This window comes from Telluria sp. ZB4P37 (assembly GCF_059685855.1).
In genome coordinates this window covers 498,770-514,317 of sequence record NZ_JCASID010000001.1, presented here as the reverse complement: position 1 = coordinate 514,317, position 15,548 = coordinate 498,770, and the positions used below count along the sequence as shown (strand labels likewise).

Here is a 15,548-nt window from a genome sequence, read left to right as displayed (position 1 = left end):
CCGGTTACTTCTTGCGATTTGCTTCGATCATCGATGCCAGCGCGCGCACCGATGCGAAATGGCGGCGCGTTTCCTGGGATTCGGCCGACAGCGTGATGCCGTAACGCTTCTGCAGCGCCACGCCGATTTCCAGCGCGTCGATCGAGTCCAGGCCCAGGCCTTCGACGAAGAGCGGTGCTTCGGTGTCGATGTCGTCGGGGGTGATGTCCTCGAGTTGCAGGACGTCGATGATCAGTGCCTTCACTTCTTGTTCAAGCATGTTGCTGGCCTTCTTTCATGAAAAACTGTTGCAGGTATTCGGTCAGGCGGCGCGCCGCGACCACGTCGGAAGTCTCCGCAGTGCGAAAAGCCTCCATCCCGATGTCATCCTTGACCTCGATGGTAAAACTGGCCTGGCGCGGCGGCACATGCCACCACTTGTCGCCCTTGCCCAGGGTTGGCGGCTCGCAGCGGATCACCACCGGGGTGACCGGCAGCGTGCCGCGCACGGCGATGTTGGCGGCGCCGCGCTGCAGCCTTGCCGCGCCGCTGCGCGGGGTGCGGGTGCCTTCCGGGAAGACGATCAGGTTGCCGCCGGCGCGCAGCGAAGCGATGCAGTCCTCGACCAGCTCGGGGCCGCGGTCGTTGCAGATATAGCCGGCGGCGCGCACCGGGCCGCGCGTGAACGGGTTGTTCCACAGCGCGCCCTTGACGATGCAGTCGGCGTTGCGCACGAACGCGATCAGGAACACGGTGTCGATCAGGGTCGGGTGGTTTGCCAGGATCAGCTGGCCGGCGCGATCGAGCTTGTCCAGCCCGCGCACCTCGTAGCGCAACACGCCCGAGGCCCGCATGACGCCGACGAAAGCGCGAAAGCTCGCGCGGATGGTGGCGCGCGCCACGCGCTTGCGCGCCTGCGGCGCCCGCACGCACAGCGACAGCAGCGGAAACACGATCACGCGCAGGGCCAGGCCGCCGATGCCGAACAGGGCGAAGCTCAGGCCCGTGGCGAACACGCGCCAGGCATGATTGACGCGGTCAAGCATCGCGGCTCCAGGTCCAGCGCTTGCCGCCGGCATGGCGCACCAGTGGCGTGCCGGCATGGTGAAAGCGCAGGACCTCGAGCCCGCCCGGCGTGCGCGAGGCGCCGGCGTCCGGCGCTGCAGACCAGGACAGCCGCACCGGGGCTTCGCCGGCCGGCACCATGGCCCAGGCAAAGGCGAACGGCTGCTCGTCGCAGTCTTCGAATTCCTGAAGGAGAGTCGGCAGCGGCGTGTCGCACACCACCAGGAGCACCATCGGCGCGCCATCATGCAGCTGGCCGCAGGCTTCGATGACGGCGTGCTCGATGCTGGCCGCGCCCGCGGCGAGCGCCACGTGGTTGGCGCGGTCGCCCCGTGCAATGGAAAACAGGCCGGCGCTGGCGTTATGCACTGCCAGGCCGAAGCCGGTGGGCGACAGCGGCTCGCCGCGCGCCAGGTCGCCCAGCAGGTCGATGGCACGCGCCACTTCGCCATGGCGCGAGCAGAACACGGTGGGGACGTCGCGCGCAGCGCCCAGGCAGTCATAGGCAACTTCCAGCGCCATACGGCCAAGCAAGCCGGCGCGGCGCCGCAGCATCGGCGCCATCGCTGCCACCTTCGGCTCCTCGCCCACCGCAAGCGGCCAGGGCGCGCGCGCCCATTCGGCCCAGCGCTCCTGCGTCGCGAGGCCGGGGGCCCAGGCGGCGTGCCGGGCAATGGAAAAGACGACCTCGGATTCGGACATAGGGCTAATGGCTGCTCGGCGATGCGGGAGAAAGAACTGCTGCGTGTAATGCTGCCATGCAGCAACAATGCGGAATTATAATCGCTCGGGCTCGATGTAGGAACCGTCTGACATGGCAAAAGCGGGTTTTGCAACAAGCTCATGCGGCGCGGGTCAATTCCGGGACCTCCCGGGAGAAAGCCGCGATGTTGCCACAACAGAAGCCGTCAAAATCTCACCAATTCTCACTTGAGGGATGAAGGCGACGCCTTGACGTCGGGCGCGTCAAGCGTGCAGCATAGCGTGCCAAGAAAACCCGGCGCGAACGGCTGGTTTTCAGGGTGGCGGCACCGGCAGTTCAGGCCGCAGGCAGTAATGCGCGCAGCCGCTCCGGCAGCGGCTTGGACTTCTCGGCCTTGAACTCGACCCAGACGACTTTTGCGCCACCCTCGGCATGCAGTGCCCCGGGCTCGCCGTCAAGCCCGAGAAGGCGGATCTCGTGGCTCACTTCGAAGCTCGACCGGCCAGGCGCGCCAACCCAGGTCGTGACCTCGATCTCGCCTGGGTAGGTCAGCTGCTTCAGGAAGCTGCAGTGAGCGTTGACGATGACCGGGCCTTCGCTGGTGGGGTCGGGCAGCGCACCAGCCTGCTCCAGCCAGGCGATGCGGGCCGTTTCGATATAGCGGAAATAGACCGTGTTGTTGACGTGGCCCATCGCATCCATGTCGCCCCAGCGGATCGGCATGGTCATGGTATGTACCAGCTGCTTGCTGCTCATTGCTGCCTTTGTTCGTGAAACGGGATTACTGCGCCGTCATGCCGTCGTCGGCCGTGATGATGGCGCCGTTGATGAAATGGGCTTCTTCCGCCGCCAGCAGCAAGAGCAGGCCGTCGAGGTCTTCCGGCTTGCCGGGGCGTTTGCGCGGCAGCATGTCGATCAGCTTGCGCCCCTGCTCGGTGTCGAAATAATCCTCGTTCATTTCGGTGGCGATGTAGCCCGGGCAGATGGCATTGACGTTGATGCCGTACTTGCCCCATTCGACCGCCATGGCCTTGGTCATCTGCACCACGCCCGCCTTGCTCATGCAGTAGACGCCGATCTGCGGCAGCACGCGCAGGCCCGCCACCGAGGCGATGTTGACGATGCGGTGCTGCTTGCGCGGGTCGCCCTTGGCGCGCTGGATCATGCGCTTGGCCGCCTGCTGCGCCACGAAAAAGGCGCCGCGCAGGTTGGTGTCCATGATGTAGTTGTAGTCGTCCTCGGTGACGTCGAGCAGGCGCTGGGTACTCTGCACCCCCGAGTTGTTCACCAGGATGTCGATCGGACCGGCCTCGGTTTCGGCGTGGGCGATGGCCGCCTTGATGCTGCCCAAGTCGGTGACGTCGAGCCGCACCACGTGGGCAGCGCCGCCGTCGGCCTCGATCTCGGCGCGCAGCTCCTTGAGCCGCTCGACCCGGCGCGAGGCCAGCACCACCTGCGCGCCGGCGCCGGCCAGCGCCTTGGCGAAGCGTGCCCCCAGGCCGCTCGAGGCGCCGGTGACCATGGCGATTTTTCCTTCAAAATTGACTTCGATGCCCACGTGCCGGTCCCCTTCGTGTCAATCATTCTGTTTGTGAAGGCACCATCTTACACAAATCATCAGTATTAGATTGCTGCATCTAATAATGTCCGTAAAATGGCGCCCAAAGTTGCAAACAATGACAAAAAGCCGCACACTCGTGCTTAAATTTTTCCTGCCCAATCAAACTACATAACTGAGCACCATGACTGAGACAACCAACCTCCTCGAACAATACGGTCCGCGCGAAGCAATGGAATACGACGTGGTCATCGTAGGCGGCGGCCCTGCGGGCCTGTCGGCCGCGATCCGGCTCAAGCAGCTGGCTGCGGAAAAGGGCCAGGAAGTGTCGGTCTGCGTGCTCGAAAAAGGCGGCGAGCTTGGTGCCCACATCCTGTCGGGCGCGGTCATGGACCCGATCGCCCTGAATGAGCTGATCCCGGACTGGAAGGAAAAAGGCGCGCCTCTGCACACCCCGGTGACCGAAGACCAGGTGCTGTTCCTGACCGAGACCAAGTCTTATGCGACGCCGCAGTTCATGGTCCCGAAGATGCTGACCAACCACGGCAACTACGTGATCTCGCTGGCCAATGTGGTGCGCTGGCTCGGCACCCAGGCCGAAGCGCTCGGCGTGGAAGTGTTTCCGGGCTTCCCGGCGGCCGAAATCCTGTACAACGAGGACGGCTCGGTCAAGGGTGTCGCCACCGGCAACATGGGCGTCAAGCGCGATGGCGAGCCCGGCCCCGACTTCCAGCTCGGCATGGAGCTGCACGCCAAGTACACGATGTTCGCGGAAGGCTCGCGCGGCCACCTCGGCAAGCAGCTGATGGCCAAATTTGACTTGAACCACGGCCGCGATCCGCAGACCTACGGCATCGGCATCAAGGAGCTGTGGGAGATCGATCCGTCGAAGCACAAGCCCGGCCTGGTGATCCACACCGCCGGCTGGCCGCTGGATAACAGCACCTACGGCGGCTCCTTCCTCTACCACCTGGAGAACAACCAGGTCGCGGTGGGCTTCGTGGTGGGCCTGGCCTACGAGAACCCTTACCTGTCGCCATACGAGGAATTCCAGCGCTATAAAACCCACCCTGCGATCCGCCACTATTTCGAAGGCGCCAAGCGCATCTCGTACGGCGCGCGCGCCATCACCGCAGGGGGTCTGCAGTCTTTGCCGAAGACGGTCTTCCCGGGCGGCGCCCTGATCGGCTGCGATGCCGGCTTCCTCAATACCAGCCGCATCAAGGGCAGCCACGGTGCGATCAAGACCGGCATGCTGGCCGCCGAAGCGGCGTTTGCGGCGCTGGGCGAAGGCCGCCAGCACGACGAGCTGGTTGCCTACCCGGCCGCCTTCAAGAAATCGTGGCTGCACGAAGAACTGCACGTGGCGCGCAACTTCAAGCCGTGGATGTCGAAGGGCCTCTACCTGGGCACGATCATGACCGGCATCGACCAGATGCTTTTCCGCGGCAAGGCGCCCTGGACGCTGCACCACAAGCATGCCGACCACGAGACCCTCAAGCCGGCTTCGCAGTTCCAGCCGATCGTGTATCCGAAGCCGGATGGCAAGCTGACCTTCGATCGCCTGTCCTCGGTGTTCATCTCGAACACCAACCACGGCGAAGACCAGCCGGTGCACCTGACGCTGAAGAACGCGAGCATCCCGGTGGACGTCAACCTGGCCAAGTATGCGGGCCCGGAACAGCGCTACTGCCCGGCCGGCGTGTACGAGTTCGTAAAAACCGACGCAGGCCAGGACCGCCTGCAGATCAACGCGCAGAACTGCGTGCACTGCAAGACCTGCGACATCAAGGATCCGACGCAGAACATCGTCTGGGTGACGCCGGAAGGCGGCGGCGGCCCGAACTACCCGAACATGTAAGGGTGGGCATGTCGAACTTGATGCTGCGGCCGCGCGCCGTCCTGCTGGCCTGCGCGCTGGCCTTCCCGCTGGCGGTGCAGGCGGATGCAACGGTCGATCCTGGCGTGCGTAGCGCCGCCCTGTTTGACCACCGCTTCTGGATCGAGCCGAACGTCACCTACCTGACGGCCAGCGGCAAGGAGCTCAAGCTCGACGTCTACCGCCCGACAAGGCGCAGCGAGCAGCCGGCGCCGGTCATGCTGCACTTCCACGGCGGCGGCTGGGTCGCGGGCAACCGCGAGAATTCGGCGTTTGCGCTGCTGCCCTACCTCGAGATGGGCTTCACTGTCCTGAACGTGAGCTACCGGCTGGCCAACGTGGCGCTGGCGCCGGCAGCGGTCGAAGACACGCTGTGCGCGCTGCAGTGGGTCGGCCGCAACGCCAAGAAGTACCACTTCGACGTGACGAAGGTCGTCACCACCGGCGACTCGGCCGGCGGCCACCTGGCGCTCGCCACGGCGATGATTCCTTCCGATTCTCCGCTTGCCCACCAGTGCGCGGCAAACGAGCCCACCTGGAGCGGCCCGTACCAGAACCCGGCGCCGAAAGTGGCGGCCGTGATCAACTGGTATGGCATCACCGATATCGCCGACATGCTGCAGGGGCCGAACCAGCGCTCGTATGCGGTGGCCTGGTTCGGCAGCATGCAAGGACGCGATGCGCTGGCGCGTACGCTCTCGCCTGTCAGTTATGTGCACACCAAAGGACCGGCCGTATTCACGATCCACGGCGATGCCGATCCCCTGGTGCCGTATGCGCACGGCGTGCGCCTGAAGCATGCACTCGATGGCGCCGGCGTGAAGAACGTGCTGCACACCGTCAAAGGTGGCGGGCATGGCGGCTTCACGGCCGAGCAGCATGTGGGCGCATATGCTGCGGCGCATGCTTTTCTGCGCGGGCTGGGGATCGTCCCGCCGGCTCCGTAAGCCCTTGATTTAACTGCTGAGTTTGTGCGACGAGTCCTACGGGAAAGCCTCCCGGATTCCGATTGTCGCCGTTGGCGAGAGGTTTATGATGAAGTTCTCGACCACGCAAGCAAGGAGTTCAGCATGGGTGAAAACAAGGGACATGGAGTGAAAGGTCCGCGTCACGACAACGACATCGACGACCTGGGCATGAACCAGGCGGGTCAGCAGCAGTCGGGCAGTATGCAGTCGGGACAACAGTCGGGCAACATGCAGTCAGGAAAGCAGCAAGACAGCCAGCAATCTGGCCAACAGCAAGCCAGCCAGCAGTCCGGCAAGCAGCAGCAAGGTAGTCAGCAGTCCAGCAAGAAGCAGCAAGACAGTGAGCAGTCCGGCCAGCAGCAGCAAGGCAGTCAGCAATCTGGCCAACAGCAGCAAGGTAGCCAGCAGTCCGGCAAGCAGCAACAGGGCAGCCAGCAGTCAGGCGGCCAGCACGCTTCCGGCGGCACGCCGGCACTGGACGACCTCGGCTCGCGCCAGGGTGAATCCGCAAAGGATGCCTCCCAGGCCTGGAGCCAGGACAATAGCGCCGACAAGCAACGCGGCAACCGTTAAACCGGGGCGCCACGGCGCCGCTTCACAATGAAGCAACAACGCGCACCGACGCAGGCTCATCGCCCGCCCGGTGCGCTTCTACATCAGGGTCACAACAATCAGCGGACCGCGTGAGCGCGGTTCAGGCGCCGCTCCGCGCGGCGCTGGATCGCTTCGAAGAACAGGCTCAGGCACCAGTAGATGCAGGCCGCCGCGATGTACAGCGGCAGTGGCTGGAAGGTGGTCGCAATCACCTCCTTGGTCGCCAGCATCAATTCGGTCATGGTAATCACCGACACCAGCGAGGTATCCTTGATCAGGCTGATCAAGGTATTGCTCATCGACGGCACGGCAATGCGCAGGGCCTGCGGCATGATGATGTGGTGCAGGGTCTGCCAGTAACCCAGGCCCAGGCTGAAACTGGCGCGCCACTGCCCTTCGCTGACGGCGCGGATCGCCCCGCGCAGGCTTTCGGACAGATAGGCGCCGGCATTGAGCGAGAGCGCCAGCACGCCCGCCGTCACCGGCGTGAATTCGATGCCGATGCCGGGCAAGCCGTAATAGATGACGAAGATCTGCACCAGCAGCGGCGTGCCGCGCATGACGCTCACGTACAGGCTGGCCGGCAAGCGCAGCAGCGCCAACGGCGAGATGCGCATCAGCGCCACGGGAAAGCCGAGCGCCAGCCCGCCGATCATCGAGGCGACCGCGAACAGCAAGGTGTAGCCGGCACCGGTCAGCATGACCGGCGCGGCGTCAACCAGCAGCGCGATCAGGTCCATGCCGGACCATTTACCGTGGCTGCGATCACTGCGGGCGGCTGGCGTCGGTGCCGAACCACTTGAGCGACAAGGCCTTGAGCGAGCCGTCGTTCGCGGCGTCGAGCAGGATCTTGTCGAGCGCCGCCTTGAACTGCGGATTGCCCTTGCGGAAAGGGATGCCCATGCGCTCGACCGCGCCCACGCGCGCGCCGGCCTTGATCGGCAGCTGCGAATTCTTCAACAAATACGCCACCATCAGGCTGTCGTTGAGCGCCGCATCGATGCGCCCGAAGGCCAGGTCCTGCAGGTTTTCCGGCGCCGCCGGATAGCTCTTGACCTCGATGCCGGGCACCAGTTTGGCCTGCTGCTCGAACACGCTGCCCTGCCCCACGCCGAGCTTCTTGCCTTTGAGGTCGGCCAGGCTGGCGTAACTGCCGCGCTCGTTCTTGCGCACGATGAGCTGCGGGCTCGAATAGGTGTAGGGACGCGAGAAATCGAAGGCCTGCTCGCGCCTGGGCGTGATCCCGACCTGGCTGACGATCACGTCGTACTTGCCGGCGGCCAGGCCCGCGAGAATGGCGGCCCATTCGGTGCTGACGAATTCCGGCCGCAAGCCCAGCTTGCCGGCCACCAGCCGCGCCACGTCGACGTCGTAGCCGGCCAGCTGGCCGGTCTTCGGATCCTTGAAGTTGAACGGCGGGTAAGTGCCTTCCATCGCGATGCGCAGCGTGCCGCGCGCCTTCGCCTCGGCGAGCAGGTCGGCGGCGTGGGCGGGAACCAGGGCCGACATGGCGGACAAGGAGGCGGCCAGAACCAGGCCGAGGACGGCGCGGCGCGCCACGGTGTTCGAATGCTGTCCCATCAAGTTTTTACTCCGTCCGTAGTCGAGCTGACGTTATAACCGAAACCCGCGCGGGCGGGAAGCGCCGGCGCTTGGGCAGTGTGCTCAGTAGCCCAGCCTGCGGCCGCGGGCGCCGAAGGGATGGCCCACCACCAGGGTGGTGCTCAGCACCAGCGTCGACAGGCCGAGGATCAGCTGCACCAGCCGGTCGTCCGGCAGGATCCAGACCCGGCCGCGCGGCGGCTCGGCGCCGGTGGCGGCCTGGATCACGGGCCCGATCCATTCGGCCTCCTGGTCGACGTCGAGCACGATGGCGTCGCCGGTGGTCTGCATGAAGACGTTGCCACCCACGGCCAGCGTGAAGCAGATGCCCACGCCGGTCTCCTGGGGCTGGACCAGCTCCTGCAAGGCGCTGTTGTGTTCGTCGATCCAGAGTTCGACGTCCTGCGGCGTTTCGAGGTGGATCCAGGGGCGGGGACGGAAGCGTGGCGGCGGGGTATCGGGTGGCAGAGTCATGCGGCAGGGATTAAATGCGGTTCGAGCCGTATCTTACGGGATTTTTCCGTGGCAGGAAGCCTTTCCGGCATGTATCCTTCCCGCCCACGTGCAAGCGGTCGACCGCACGCACCCGTCCTAGGAAGGGACGCGCTAGGCGGCCGGTTCCGCCCCGGCCTTTCCCGGGCCCGCGGGCTGTCCCGCCGCCGGCTCGGCCCCGCGCTCCATCTGGATTTCCTTGTTGAGGAAGTAGTTCAGGGCGGTACGGATAACGGCGATGGCGGCGAGCTTGCCGATCCGGTCCCAGGTCGGCGCCACCGAGGTCGAGAGGATGTCGGCAGCCAGCTGGAGCTCCAGCGCCAGGGTCAGGTAACGGGCAAAAGCCAGGCGGATCGGACTGAAGCTGTCGCCGCGGCGCGCCAGCGCGTGGCGCAGCAGTCCGAGGACGACCACCAGCACCCCGGCGGCAATCACCAGCGCGCCCAGCGCCTCGACGAACAGGCGCAACCATTCGACATAAGACTGGACCTGCCGTTCTACTTGGCCGAACAAGGTTTGCCTCCCCGGGATGTGCGCCGACGGCTGCTGCATCGGTTCGCGAAACCCTACTGTAGCCGAAGCCGGCAATGGCCGGCGCAGGTCTTCCGCCGGCCTGGCCAGGCTGGTTAAACACGTGGGCAAACTTGCCCACCCTACGAGCAAGCGGCGCGTCAAGCGGGTCGATATTGCCGCCCAGGCCAGTCAGGCGATATCGAGCGTGACCAGCCGCGCCGTCACCCGGTCGCCATCGACCAGCAACTCCCCCACCGACACCGGCAGCGTAAACCGCCGCCGCCCTGCACTCCCCGGATTCACATACAGCACGCCGCCGCGCTCGCCCTGCGAAGGCTTGTGCGAATGTCCCGACACCACCACGCGCATGCCCTCGGCAGCCGGGTCGAGCGGCAGTTCCTTGAGGTCGTGGATGACGTAGATCGCGACCGGCCCGATGCGCAGCACGGCGGTCTCGGGTATCGTCCTGGCCCAGGGGCCCCGGTCGTTATTGCCGCGTACGACGGTCAGGGGCGCGATCGTTTCCAGGGGGGCGAGGATCTCCGGGCCGGTGATGTCGCCGGCGTGGATGATGTGGTTGCTGCCCCGCAGGAAGTCGAGTGCTTCCGGGCGCAGCAAGTCGTGGGTATCGGAGATCAGGCCGATCCGCATCCTCTAGCTGCGCCCGCTGCCTGCCATCTTGGCAGTGGTGTAGATCGAGTAGAGCGCCGCCAGGCCGACCACGACGTAGACGAAGCGGGTCGCCGGGCTGCCCGGGCCGAACAGGGTGGCGACCATGTCGACGTCGAACAGGCCGACCATGGCCCAGTTCAGGCCGCCGATGATGAGCAAGGCCATGGCCAGGTAGTCGAGCGCCGACATCGCGGAACGTTGATGGGCGCGCTCCGACGTACGCCGTTCGCCCATCGTCCTGCGGTCCATCGTGGGGGTATTCATCGTTGCCATCACTGCCTCCTTGGGGGAAAAAGTGCACCGAAACCGGTAGGTCCTGCACTGACCAGACAATTTATATTAGCCCAAGTTCGATGGCTTCGCCCCCATCGAGGCAAACGCGGGTCAGCCCTTCCAGGTGCGGTTCAGGCCCGTATCGGCGTGGATCCAGCCACCTCTCGGGCCGGATCGGTAGTAATAGCCGACCCCGCCCTGGCGGAAGCTGCGGATCAGGCCGCCGAGCACTTCCTCGTTCAGGCTGGCGATGCGGATGTCGGCCGCCTTGCCCAGCATGTGCAGGGATTTGCGCGCGGCCGGGATGCCTTCTTCGATCAGGCGCTTGTTCGACGCTTCGGTGCGGTAGCCCGACAGGATCTCGAGCGGCTGCTGCATGCCGTAGCGTGCGATGAAGGCCTGGGTACCCCACAGCATTTCGAACAGCTTGGGATCGATCGGCGCCGACTCGCGGCCGTTCACGTCGCGCAGGATGTGGCACAGTTCCTGGTAGGCCGAATCGATGACTTCGCCGTCCTTCCAGTACAGCACCTTGGTGCGCTCGCCGCTTTGCGGCCGTACCAGCGACAGCGTGCGCGGCTTGACCCAGAAATCGAGGTCGAGCAGCTGGGCGTCGAACAGGTCGGGAGGTGGCTGGAGGTCGGTGTTGCGGGCCGCCGCGGTCAGTGGGGCGCCGAGGATGCCGACGGCGCCGAGGGCATACAGGCGGGCACCGTGCTGGAGGAAATCTCTACGTGAAGCCATAACGTACTCATCTGTTGAAGACGCGTACTATAACGTAAGCGTCGCGGGGACAGAAGGACTGTACAGGGGGAGTGTTGCGCGCAGGCCTGCAACTAGCCGCTGCAGTTGCAAAAACGCTTGCTGGCTGCCGCGCCGGCGCCGGCCTCGCAGTCCGCGTCGAGCTGTTTCCACAGCAAGTCGCACTCCAGTCCGAAGCAGGACCTGTCCTTGCCGGCATTCACATAACCGTTGCGCTCGAAGAAAGCGCTGGCGCCGGCCGGACTGTGCAGGTGGAGTTTCGTGATGCTCCAGGCGCGCGCCTGGGCTTCGGCCGCCGCCAGCAGCGCACGGCCGACACCGGAGCGCAGCGCTTCCGGCGCGACATAGCACAGGGCCAGCTTGCCGGCCTGGGTCAGCAGGCACAGGCCGACCAGTGCGCCGCCGCTTTCGGCGACCAGGGCGTGATTGGTGGGGGTGGCAAACCAGGTGGCGACATTGCCGACGGTCTTGTTGCCGAGCCAGGCCTGCAGCACGGCCGGCTGGTCCTGGTGGTCGGCCTTGCAGCCGATTTCGATGGAACGGCGCAGCAGCGAGCAGGCGGCGGTCGCGTCTTCCGGTACCGCCTGGCGAATGTCAATACGCATGGACATCTAACATCACATCACTATAGGTACATGGAAAAACAAGCAACGCGATACAAGCCGCGCCGCGGCGCTCGGCAGGGCTCGACTATACACCGAAAGTTTACAATCATGCTGGCGGCATGCATACCGCCGCCCTGCCCCGCGCACGGGTACTAAGCATATGACAAATCTGTTGTTCCATATCCGGGCGAAGGGCCGCATCATGCACTCCTGTCACCACAAGTCCACAAGCGAGAACCACATGCCCCTTACCTCCCCGCTGCGTCGCCTGATCCTTGCCCTGTCGCTGGGTGCCGCCGCGCTGCCGCTGTCGGCGGTCGCCGCCGAAACCGAGCTGCTGAACGTCTCCTACGACGTCGCGCGCGAGCTGTACAAGGACATCAACCCGGCCTTCATTGCCGTGTACAAGAAGCAGACCGGCGCAACCGTCACCATCAAGCAGTCCCACGGCGGCTCGAGCAAGCAGGCGCGCGCCGTGGCCGACGGCCTGGAAGCGTCGGTGGTCACCATGAACCAGGCCAATGACATCGACATGCTGGCCGACCGCGGCCTGGTGGCAAAAGACTGGGCCAAGAAATTCCCGAACAATGCCGCGCCGTACTACTCGACCATGATTTACCTGGTGCGCAAGGGCAATCCGAAGAACATCCGCAACTGGGAAGACCTGGCCCGCCCGGGTGTGCAGGTCATCATCCCGAACCCGAAGACTGCGGGCAATGGCCGCTATACCTACCTGGCGGCATGGGGCTCGGCGCTGAAAAAAGGCGGCAACGATGCCCAGGCGCGCGACCTGGTCGGCCGCATCTTCAAGAACGTGCCGATCCTCGATGCCGGCGGGCGTGCCGCCACCACCACCTTCACCCAGCGCCAGATCGGCGACGTGCTGGTGACCTTCGAGAACGAAGTGAGCATGGTGCGCTCCGAATTCGGCGACAACTTCGAAGTCGTCTACCCGACCGTCTCGATCCTGGCCGAGTCGCCGGTGGCCGTGGTCGACAAGGTGGTCGACCGCCGCAACCAGCGCAAGGAAGCCACTGCCTACCTGAACTTCCTGTACTCGGCCCAAGGCCAGGAACTCGGCGCCAAGCACTTCCTGCGCGTGCGTTCCGATGCCGTCATGAAGAAGCATGCCGCCAACTACAAGCCGATCGCCCTGTTCACGGTGGATGAATTGTTCGGCGGATGGCGCAATGCCCAGAAACGCCACTTCGACGACGGTGGCGAATTTGACAAGATCTACCAGTCAAAATAAGCATCCAGCACAAGCCCTGCCCAGCGCAGGGCTTTGTATTTCTGGCCAGGGAGTTTCGGTCTGGATGGCAATTCTTGTGAACGGTCTGCCAAGCGATTTGTTGTTCCAGGCGAATATTCCGGTTTGCAAGCCCAATTTTGCTTGCGCGCCATAGACATGCACTAATGCTTGATGCTATCGTCCAATCTTCCTGTAGTTGCCCTACAGCTAGAAAGTTGACTGCGCGCGTATGCATATCTGCAAATTCGCCGCGCCTCCCGCTCAACGCATACCTAACCCAGACCCGACAATGCTTAAAAAATTGTTTGCTACCGTATTGATGTCGTTTTCGGTTGCGGCTTTCGCCGTGCCCTTCGGCTCCCAGTCGGTACTCGTGGTGGAAGATGACACCGGCAGGATTCTGCTGGAGAAGAATGCCGGCGCCGTCATGCCGATCGCCTCGCTCACCAAGCTGATGACCGCCATGGTCGTGCTCGACGCACGCCTCGACATGGACGAGCTGATCGAAATCGACCGCAGCGACGTCGACATGGTCAAGCACAGCAGCTCACGCGTGCCGGTCGGCTCGCTGATCTCGCGTCGCGACGTGATGCAGCTGGCCCTGATGTCCTCGGACAACCGCGCTGCCGCCGCACTGGCCCGTACCTTTCCGGGCGGCTCCCCTGCCTTCAAAGTCGCCGTGCGCAACAAGATCGCACGCCTGGGCATGAGCTCGACCGTGATCGAAGAGCCGACCGGTCTGTCGCCGCGCAACCGCTCGACCGCCGGCGACCTGATCAAGATGGCGACCGCCTCGGCCCGCTATCCCGAGATCACCAACATGTCTACCCAGTCGAAGGACCTGATCAATATCAACGGCCGCGAAGTCGAGTACCGCAACACCAACCGCCTGGTCGGCGCCAAGGGCTGGGACATCGGCCTGTCCAAGACCGGCTATATCCAGGAAGCCGGCCGCTGCCTGATCATGAACATCAAGACCAACGGCAAGAACGCGACCATGGTGCTGCTCAATGCGGGCGCCTCGTCGGCCCGCATCCTCGATGCGCTCAACGTGCGCCGTTTCATTACCGGCGAGCCGGTCGGCCGCGTGATGGTGGCAAAGGCGTCGAACCGCGCGCCGCGCATCAAGGCCAGCTCGAGCCGCGTGCGCATCAAGGCGACCGCCGGCGGACCGCGCATCAAGGCCACCGCAGGTGCCGGAAAGATCAAGATCGTCAAGAAGCGCGTCGTGCGCAGCAAAGTCAAGGTCGTGCCGAAACGCCGCAAGTAATCAACGCAGGTGCAGGACAAAAAAAGGGGCCGCAAGGCCCCTTTCCCGTTGGCGCCGCCAGGCTGGGCGCTCAGGGCCCCGCCACGGTATACCAGAGCTCCTCAGTCAGTTCCTGCACCAGGTCGTCGGTGTAGGCGGCCGGCGGCGATTGCATCACCATCAGGCGCCAGGCCTTGCCCTTGACCTGGACCACGCGCAGCTGCACCGGCACGGCGCCGTCCCTGGCTTCGCCTGCGCTGGCCCAGGATGGCTTGCCGCGGAAGTCCTCGATATACCCGTCCGACAGCACATGACGGTCGTTGAGCCTGTCGCGCAGCCCGCGCACATAGCTGCGCAGCGCCGCGTCGCCGTTCTGCTCGGACGCGAGCAGCAGCACCGCACGGCCGCTGTGGTGCGTGAACTGGTACTGCACCATGCCGTCGTCGTCGATATGGGCTTCGTGGCGCCATTGCGGGGCGATGTTCACGATGCGCCCGGTCTCCTGGTTGATCCAGCCATAGCGCGGCGCCGCCAAAATGGTCGCCATCTCGCGGCTGTCCTGGCGGTCGACCGCGTCGAGCACCACCACGGCAAGGAACAAAGCGACGAACAGCAAGCCGAATACCACCTTCCGCGCCCACCCGACCGGCCGGGCGCGCACCAGGTAATGGCGGCCGTCATAGCTGGCAGGCTCCCCCCTGCGCAGCCGCAGGCCCTGGCGTGCCATCGCCACCAGCCCGACCAGGGGAAGGCAAAAGCCCAGGCCCGTGGTCCACACGCACAGGTTGCGTCCCAGCTGTTCGCCGAAGCTCAATCGGCGCCCGTCGGCCTGCACCACCCGCAGGCCGAGCATGGCCTTGCCCGGGGTATTTCCTGCCAGCGCCTGCACCGCCGCGTCCAGCAGCAGCCCGGCCGGGATGCACGCCAGGCCAAAGGCTTTCCAGCCGAACGGGGTCTCCAGCCAGCGCAGGAACAGGGGCGAAGTGCGGCACAGGACGATGCCGACCACCAGGGCGACCAGCCCGGTTTCCCACCAGACGTCGAGGGTGCGCGCGAACCAGCGCGGCCAGGCGCCGGCGAGCGGATCGTCGCGCGGGTCGTCGATGGTGTCGACACGGCACGCCGCCGGATAAGTTTGGCGGGGGCCGTAGGTAAACCACAGTTCGGTCTGCTGATCGATTGGCTGCATGCATGATCCCTGATCGACGTGTGCCGCGGGGTGGCCTGGACTAAGGCGCCAACTCCGCGCCGGAAGCGTCGCCGATCGCAGGATCGGCCACACCGCGTCGCGTCGCCGGTCCTGCTTCCAGTGGTGTTAGGACCGCATGGCTATGGCTGAGTTCGGGGGAGCCGGCGCAGAAGCGCGCCGGGCTTGGGTTTAA

The 15,548-nt window shown here is 65.0% G+C and carries 19 protein-coding genes; 5 read left to right on the top strand and 14 right to left on the bottom strand.

Translation table 11 applies throughout. The features are described from left to right. Positions 1 to 4: 4 nt before the first annotated feature. The 5 genes from AC56K1_RS02575 to AC56K1_RS02555 all read right to left on the bottom strand — a co-directional run bounded on the left by AC56K1_RS02575 (position 5) and on the right by AC56K1_RS02555 (position 3,305). A complete protein-coding gene (locus tag AC56K1_RS02575) occupies positions 5 to 259 on the bottom strand; it encodes a phosphopantetheine-binding protein (protein WP_497129903.1) in 255 nt (84 codons plus the stop codon). After that, the gene (locus AC56K1_RS02570) at positions 252 to 1,025 is read right to left on the bottom strand and encodes a lysophospholipid acyltransferase family protein (protein WP_497156267.1); all 774 of its coding nucleotides are present in this window, start codon (positions 1,023 to 1,025) and stop codon (positions 252 to 254) included. The genes AC56K1_RS02575 and AC56K1_RS02570 overlap by 8 nt, the downstream gene beginning before the upstream one ends. Beyond that, the gene (locus AC56K1_RS02565; RefSeq protein ID WP_497156266.1) at positions 1,018 to 1,746 is read right to left on the bottom strand and encodes a beta-ketoacyl synthase chain length factor; all 729 of its coding nucleotides are present in this window, start codon (positions 1,744 to 1,746) and stop codon (positions 1,018 to 1,020) included. The genes AC56K1_RS02570 and AC56K1_RS02565 overlap by 8 nt, the downstream gene beginning before the upstream one ends. Positions 1,747 to 2,083: 337 nt before the next feature. Next, a complete protein-coding gene (locus AC56K1_RS02560; protein WP_497156265.1) occupies positions 2,084 to 2,503 on the bottom strand; it encodes an acyl-CoA thioesterase in 420 nt (139 codons plus the stop codon). A gap of 25 nt (positions 2,504 to 2,528) precedes the next feature. Further along, complete coding sequence (locus AC56K1_RS02555) at positions 2,529 to 3,305, bottom strand: SDR family oxidoreductase (RefSeq protein WP_497156264.1); 777 nt, start codon at positions 3,303 to 3,305, stop codon at positions 2,529 to 2,531. A 184-nt stretch (positions 3,306 to 3,489) separates the two neighbouring features. Between AC56K1_RS02555 and AC56K1_RS02550 the strand changes: the two genes are divergently transcribed. The 3 genes from AC56K1_RS02550 to AC56K1_RS02540 all read left to right on the top strand — a co-directional run bounded on the left by AC56K1_RS02550 (position 3,490) and on the right by AC56K1_RS02540 (position 6,725). Continuing rightward, positions 3,490 to 5,166, top strand: coding sequence for an electron transfer flavoprotein-ubiquinone oxidoreductase (locus tag AC56K1_RS02550; RefSeq protein WP_497156263.1), 1,677 nt, complete (start codon positions 3,490 to 3,492; stop codon positions 5,164 to 5,166). 8 nt (positions 5,167 to 5,174) lie between these two features. Next, on the top strand, positions 5,175 to 6,131 hold the full coding sequence (locus AC56K1_RS02545) for an alpha/beta hydrolase fold domain-containing protein (RefSeq protein ID WP_497156262.1): 957 nt from the start codon (positions 5,175 to 5,177) through the stop codon (positions 6,129 to 6,131). 123 nt (positions 6,132 to 6,254) lie between these two features. Beyond that, positions 6,255 to 6,725, top strand: a complete 471-nt coding sequence (locus AC56K1_RS02540; RefSeq protein ID WP_497156261.1) for a hypothetical protein — start codon at positions 6,255 to 6,257, stop codon at positions 6,723 to 6,725. A gap of 98 nt (positions 6,726 to 6,823) precedes the next feature. Here the strand turns inward: AC56K1_RS02540 and AC56K1_RS02535 are convergent, their stop codons facing one another. The 8 genes from AC56K1_RS02535 to AC56K1_RS02500 form a co-directional block, all read right to left on the bottom strand. Next, positions 6,824 to 7,486 (bottom strand): amino acid ABC transporter permease, encoded by a 663-nt coding sequence (locus AC56K1_RS02535; protein WP_497156260.1) that lies wholly within the window; start codon positions 7,484 to 7,486, stop codon positions 6,824 to 6,826. A 25-nt stretch (positions 7,487 to 7,511) separates the two neighbouring features. Continuing rightward, the gene (locus tag AC56K1_RS02530; protein ID WP_497156630.1) at positions 7,512 to 8,255 is read right to left on the bottom strand and encodes a transporter substrate-binding domain-containing protein; all 744 of its coding nucleotides are present in this window, start codon (positions 8,253 to 8,255) and stop codon (positions 7,512 to 7,514) included. A 156-nt stretch (positions 8,256 to 8,411) separates the two neighbouring features. Next, positions 8,412 to 8,822: a hypothetical protein gene (locus AC56K1_RS02525; RefSeq protein ID WP_497156259.1), complete on the bottom strand. Its 411-nt coding sequence runs from the start codon at positions 8,820 to 8,822 to the stop codon at positions 8,412 to 8,414. Between the two features lie 132 nt (positions 8,823 to 8,954). Then, positions 8,955 to 9,353 (bottom strand): DUF1622 domain-containing protein, encoded by a 399-nt coding sequence (locus AC56K1_RS02520; protein WP_497156258.1) that lies wholly within the window; start codon positions 9,351 to 9,353, stop codon positions 8,955 to 8,957. A 189-nt stretch (positions 9,354 to 9,542) separates the two neighbouring features. Then, a complete protein-coding gene (locus AC56K1_RS02515) occupies positions 9,543 to 10,004 on the bottom strand; it encodes a metallophosphoesterase family protein (RefSeq protein ID WP_497156257.1) in 462 nt (153 codons plus the stop codon). A gap of 3 nt (positions 10,005 to 10,007) precedes the next feature. Continuing rightward, the gene (locus tag AC56K1_RS02510; RefSeq protein WP_497156256.1) at positions 10,008 to 10,298 is read right to left on the bottom strand and encodes a DUF378 domain-containing protein; all 291 of its coding nucleotides are present in this window, start codon (positions 10,296 to 10,298) and stop codon (positions 10,008 to 10,010) included. A gap of 111 nt (positions 10,299 to 10,409) precedes the next feature. Further along, positions 10,410 to 11,042 (bottom strand): YcbK family protein, encoded by a 633-nt coding sequence (locus AC56K1_RS02505; protein WP_497156255.1) that lies wholly within the window; start codon positions 11,040 to 11,042, stop codon positions 10,410 to 10,412. A gap of 92 nt (positions 11,043 to 11,134) precedes the next feature. Further along, positions 11,135 to 11,665 carry a GNAT family N-acetyltransferase gene (locus AC56K1_RS02500; RefSeq protein WP_497156254.1) on the bottom strand — a complete coding sequence of 177 codons (531 nt, stop codon included), beginning with the start codon at positions 11,663 to 11,665 and terminating at the stop codon, positions 11,135 to 11,137. 241 nt (positions 11,666 to 11,906) lie between these two features. Between AC56K1_RS02500 and AC56K1_RS02495 the strand changes: the two genes are divergently transcribed. Together AC56K1_RS02495 and AC56K1_RS02490 are read left to right on the top strand one after the other, a co-directional pair. Beyond that, entirely contained in the window at positions 11,907 to 12,917 is a 1,011-nt protein-coding gene (locus AC56K1_RS02495; RefSeq protein ID WP_497156253.1) for a sulfate ABC transporter substrate-binding protein, read from the top strand. Between the two features lie 319 nt (positions 12,918 to 13,236). Further along, on the top strand, positions 13,237 to 14,187 hold the full coding sequence (locus tag AC56K1_RS02490) for a serine hydrolase (protein ID WP_497156252.1): 951 nt from the start codon (positions 13,237 to 13,239) through the stop codon (positions 14,185 to 14,187). 70 nt (positions 14,188 to 14,257) lie between these two features. On the opposite strand, the gene AC56K1_RS02485 is transcribed toward AC56K1_RS02490, so the two are convergent. Continuing rightward, positions 14,258 to 15,355, bottom strand: coding sequence for an RDD family protein (locus AC56K1_RS02485; RefSeq protein ID WP_497156251.1), 1,098 nt, complete (start codon positions 15,353 to 15,355; stop codon positions 14,258 to 14,260). Positions 15,356 to 15,548 lie beyond the last annotated feature (193 nt).